A 4,855-nucleotide genomic window follows, 5' to 3' on the forward strand; every position below is an offset into this window, starting at 1 on the left:
CAACCGGGGGCCTCCGGCGGCCTGGCGGGGGCCTCAAAACCAGAAAGGAAAGAGGCGATTCAACACCAACCAAGTGTCAGCTATCCGCCCAGAGAAAGTGTCAACCATCCGCCCGGCCGCTCAACGCGCGTTGGCGACCGTGAACACCGCGGGTATTTGGAGCGAGCCTGACGCGCGAACTGCCAGAGACGACCGATGATCTTGTTGCCAGAGACCTGCCGCACCGCAGCCAACCGGCTGGTGAAGTTGCGGGCCTTGTTCTCCGAACGACGAGCAGCGACGGCCATCCTCTCACGCGCGCGCGTACCGACCTGCCCCTGAAGAGAATTGCCTGGTCTTCTCCGTCGCTGCCGAAGCGCTCGGAAGCGACCACCGCAAGTGCGCACGCTTGCATTTGGCTGTTCATCTCGTGGCTGATGTGACGACGGCCGAAGGCGTGCGCTTCTTCTGGCAGCGCCACGAGTCGTGGTGAACGTGTTGACCCGAGGCCTAACGTTTGAGGTAACGCGCGGCCGCCAGCGGAGCGCCAGGGCCGCGGGGCACATGATATGCCTGGGTGCCTCGCGGCCCTGGCGCGTAGCTGGTGGACGTCGCGTTGACCGAAGGGTTAGGCCTCGGTGCGTTGGCGACCGTGAACAGCGAGCAGGCTGAGGAGCGACTTGGCCCGTGAGCTGCGCGACGCGGACGCGAAAACTGCCAGAGCTTGACCGATGTTCTTGCCGCCGACGGCTGCGTGAGATGCCGATGCTCGTACCGCCCGAAGTGAACGGAATGCTCCTTGTGAGTCTGGTGCTCGGTGCTTCGAGCCGCGACGACCGATCTTGTTCTTCGATGCACTCGGGCCGTGCGCCGACCGCGCGTGCGACGGGCTGCCCGCACTGACCTTGCCCCTCTTCCTTTGCCAGGGCCTTGCCAGACGCGCTGCTCTCGTATTCGGCTGTTCACTGCTGGCTGACGAGACGACGGTCGCAGGCATGTGGTGCTTCTTGACCGCTGCGAGTCGCGACGACCGTGCTGACCCGAGGCCTAACGTTTGAGGTAACGCGCGGCCGCCAGCGGAGCGCCAGGGCCGCGAGGCACATGATATGCCTGTGAGCCTCGCGGCCCTGGTGCGTAGCTGGCGGACGTCGCGTTGACCGAAGGGTTAGGCGTCACTCGCAGTTGCCACGATGCTCTCCCGCGGGCCCTTGAAGAAGCCTTTCGGTTGCCGCTTTGGCGGCCATATAGAACGAGTTCCCGTTCGACGCGACTTCGTCAATTGTCGTGGCTGTGATGAAGACACGAATACCAAGTACTGGCGTGCCGGGGTGTTGAAGGAGTTCCGACACCACCCCTTCGAGGACGTATGGCTCGAACTCTTGCTTCCAGTTGTCGTCGATCCAAGCGCTCGGCTCCGACAGAAGTTCAAACGTACTTGCGGGTTCAGCGCGGAGGCTGACCTTCGCGTAGTGCAAGCGGCCGGTGAAACGGCGCCACTCCTCCGTTGCTGCAGCTTCCCTCTTCAAGCGAAGGGTCGCGCCACTCGCTTTCCGCGTGTACCAGTCTTGTAGCGTAGGCATGCTGTGTGCGCCGGAATTGTGACGCCTAACGTTTGAGGTAACGCGCCCGTGCCGGCAGGGGGCTTGGGGCGCGAGGCCGATGATAGTGCTGGGCGGCCTCGCGCCCCAAGACGCCTGCTGGTGCGGGTCGCGTTGACCGAAGGGTTAGGCCTCGGATTTTGTGGCGGCCGTGAACACCGCGAGTACCTGAAGGACGGCCTGGCCTGGTTGCTGAAGATGCCAGGGGCGACCGATGCCCATTGTTCTGATGCTCGGTGAGTATTCACGCGCCTGATGCCAGAACCATGCCGTGTGTTCTGGTCTTCTTGACCTTCGAGCGCAGGACCTTGAACGAGCGCGGCTCCCGATTCGGCTCTTCGACGTGCCCAGGACTTGCGTCGACCGTACAGCCCGATGCAGGCCTTGACTCGGCTTTCGTTGCCAGAGCCGACATGCGCAGCCGGTCTTCGGCTCCTTCTGTGGTGGCTGATGCGATGGCGGCCGAATGCATGTGGTGCTTCTGGCAGCGCTACGAGTCGTTGTGAACGTTTTGACCCGAGGCCTAACGTTGGAGGTAACGCGCCCGTGCCGGCAGGACGCTTGGGGCGCGAGGCCGATGATAGGCTGCACGGCCACGCGCCCCAAGGGGCCTGCTGGTACGGGTCGCGTTGACCGAAGGGTTAGGCCTCACTTGGTGCCGGGGACCAAATTTGCCCAGCGGGAAGGTGTTCGAGCATCACTTGCTTGTCGCGGGCGACGGCGACGCAGCTTGCAAGGTACCGGGGTCTACGGCTACGCGAAGAACCAAGCCGTCCGGGGACTGCGGCATTGAAACCCAAGTGGTATGGAGTGCCCCGTCCTTCTCGAACGGTTGTTCATCCGGCAATACTCTCCTCAGGAGGGCCTCCACTTCCGACTTGGGTCGGCTCTTGACCGCTTCGCTCGCGATAGCTGAAAGCGCGACAACTCTGTTAGCCGTTTCGTATCGCTCCTGATCCCTGTACTTGTTCGTCACAGCTTGGTCGATAGCTTGATAGAACCACCAGGCATTCGTTCCCACCAGAAGGATGCCGAGGAAGACGGAGGTTGCTTTCATGCGGAGAAAATCGAGGTACGGTTGCCTGTGAGGCCTAACGTTTGAGGTAACGCGCGGCCGCCAGCGGAGCGCCAGGGCCGCGAGGCACATGATATGCCTGGGTGCCTCGCGGCCCTGGTGCGTAGCTGGTGGACGTCGCGTTGACCGAAGGGTTAGGTGGCTGCGGGTCTTTGGCACCGATGCCAGTGGGACGGATGACGACTATGCGCATGGCCGGAACTTGAACGGCGCAGAGGCGCGAGCTGCCAGAGCCCGGGCTGGCAATCCTGGACTTCGAGATGAGCGGCCAACACAAGCGACGGATCTTGATGAGCCGCACTGCGGCCTTCGGCTCCTGAACTGCAACCGCCCGAAGGGCGCGTGGCGGACTGTGCATGCAGCCAATGGTTCCGTGTTTCTGCCAGGGCACCACGGCGAACGATGTCTTCGCTTCCAGAGCGCGCCCGATCGTGCTCGCCGGAGAAGGTGCGCTGAACGAGACCTGCGCAAGTGGTGCACTTCGACGGACACCTAACGTTTGAGGTAACGCGCCCGCAGCAGCAGGGGGCTTGGGGCGCGAGGCACATGATAGGCCTGGGTGCCTCGCGCCCCAAGACCCCTGCTGTTGCGGGTCGCGTTGACCGAAGGGTTAGGCCTCGGACGCGTGGCGACCATGAACACCGCGAGCTCCTGAAGGGCGGCCTGGCCGGGACGCTGAAAATGCCAGGGACGACAGATGCCCTCTTGTTCTGATGCTCGGTGAGCATTGAAGCGCCTGATGCCAGAGCCATGCCGTGCGTTCGGGTCTTGTTGACCTTGGAGCGCAGGACCTCGAACCGCCATGGCTCGTTCTTGCTTCTTCGACGTGCTCGGGCCTTGCGCCGACTGTACGGTCCGATGCAGGCCTTGGCTCGGCTGTCGTTGCCAGGGCCGACATGTGCAATTCGTGTTCGGCTGTTCCTCTGGTGGCTGATGTGCTGACGGCCCGAGTGAACGTGGTGCTTCTGGCAGCGCTACGAGCCGTGGCGAACGTGTTCACCCGAGGCCTAACGTTTGAGGTAACGCGCGGCCGCCAGCGGAGCGCCAGGGCCGCGAGGCAGATGATATGCCTGGGTGCCTCGCGGCCCTGGCGCGTAGCTGGTGGACGTCGCGTTGACCGAAGGGTTAGGCCTCGGATTCGGTGGCGACCGTGAACACCGCGAGCACCTGAAGGATGGCGTGACCGGGACGCTGAAGATGCAAGGGGCGACCGATGCCCTTTGTTCTGATGCTCGATGAGCATTGACGCGTCTGATGCCAGAGCCATGCAGTGTGTTCTGGTCTTGTTGACCTTGGAGAGCGCAGGATCCTGAACGAATACGGCTCTCCATTTGGTTCTTCGACGTGCTCCGGCCTTGCGCCGACCGTACAGCCCGATGCAGGCCTTGACTCGGCTTTCGTTGCCAGAGCCGATGCGCAACCAGTATTCGGCTGTTCCTCTGGTGGCTGATGCGATGGCGGCCGAGTGCATGTGGTGCTTCTGGCAGCGCTACGAGCCGTGGAGGATGTGTTGACCCGAGGCCTAACGTTTGAGGTAACGCGCGGCCGCCAGCGGAGCGCCAGGGCCGCGAGGCAGATGATATGTCTGGGTGCCTCGCGGCCCTGGTGCGTAGCTGGTGGACGTCGCGTTGACCGAAGGGTTAGGCGGCATTTTGAGCGGCAGAACTACGAGACCGTGCGAACGGAGAGCTGACCGCCAGCGATGGCCCGCAGGGCGTTGCGGCTTGCCAGGGCCAGAGTGCATGCGTAGTGTGGCTTGTTGATCTTGCGCTCCGAACTTCGCCTCGCGCCGCGCTCCTGCGCGGTGCCCGACAAACTGACTGCGCGGCGCAGCACGCTTGCGCGAAGCGCACTTGTGGGACTGACCTTGGAGCGCCGATCGAAGGGCACAGCTTGCGAAGACGACTCACGGCCGTCGCAGTCGGACGGAGCACAACAGACGTGGCGTTGTTCTTCATGCTCGGTGCTCGCAAGCGTTTCGGTCGCTTCGCAGTCGGACGAACGCGGGGGACGCGGTGTTGGTCTTCACGTTCGGTGCTCGCAAGACGGACCGATTGCTCGCGCAGGGCCTTGCCATGACGCCTAACGTTTGAGGTAACGCGCGGCCGCCAGCGGAGCGCCAGGGCCGCGAGGCACATGATATGCCTGGGTGCCTCGCGGCCCTGGTGCGTAGCTGGTGGACGTCGCGTTGACCGAAGGGTTA

3 protein-coding genes are annotated in these 4,855 nt (G+C 63.5%); all 3 read right to left on the reverse strand.

Annotated elements, in window-relative coordinates; translation table 11 throughout:
* Positions 1–1,151: 1,151 nt before the first annotated feature.
* The 3 genes from HLB44_RS36490 to HLB44_RS36500 all read right to left on the reverse strand — a co-directional run bounded on the left by HLB44_RS36490 (position 1,152) and on the right by HLB44_RS36500 (position 2,634).
* Entirely contained in the window at positions 1,152–1,505 is a 354-nt protein-coding gene (locus HLB44_RS36490; protein WP_173135747.1) for a hypothetical protein, read from the reverse strand.
* Positions 1,506–1,821: 316 nt separating this feature from the next.
* Positions 1,822–2,049 (reverse strand): hypothetical protein, encoded by a 228-nt coding sequence (locus HLB44_RS36495; protein WP_173135750.1) that lies wholly within the window; start codon positions 2,047–2,049, stop codon positions 1,822–1,824.
* A 225-nt stretch (positions 2,050–2,274) separates the two neighbouring features.
* On the reverse strand, positions 2,275–2,634 hold the full coding sequence (locus tag HLB44_RS36500) for a hypothetical protein (RefSeq protein WP_173135753.1): 360 nt from the start codon (positions 2,632–2,634) through the stop codon (positions 2,275–2,277).
* Positions 2,635–4,855 lie beyond the last annotated feature (2,221 nt).

Origin of the sequence: Pseudaquabacterium terrae (assembly GCF_013266755.1) — a bacterium.
Lineage (GTDB): Bacteria > Pseudomonadota > Gammaproteobacteria > Burkholderiales > Burkholderiaceae_C > Pseudaquabacterium > Pseudaquabacterium terrae.

Bases quoted from the DNA above. Each gene is read 5' to 3' on its own strand.
- HLB44_RS36495 (WP_173135750.1), bottom strand. From the start codon at position 2,049: ATGCATTCGGCCGCCATCGCATCAGCCACCACAGAAGGAGCCGAAGAC.
- HLB44_RS36500 (WP_173135753.1), bottom strand. From the start codon at position 2,634: ATGAAAGCAACCTCCGTCTTCCTCGGCATCCTTCTGGTGGGAACGAAT.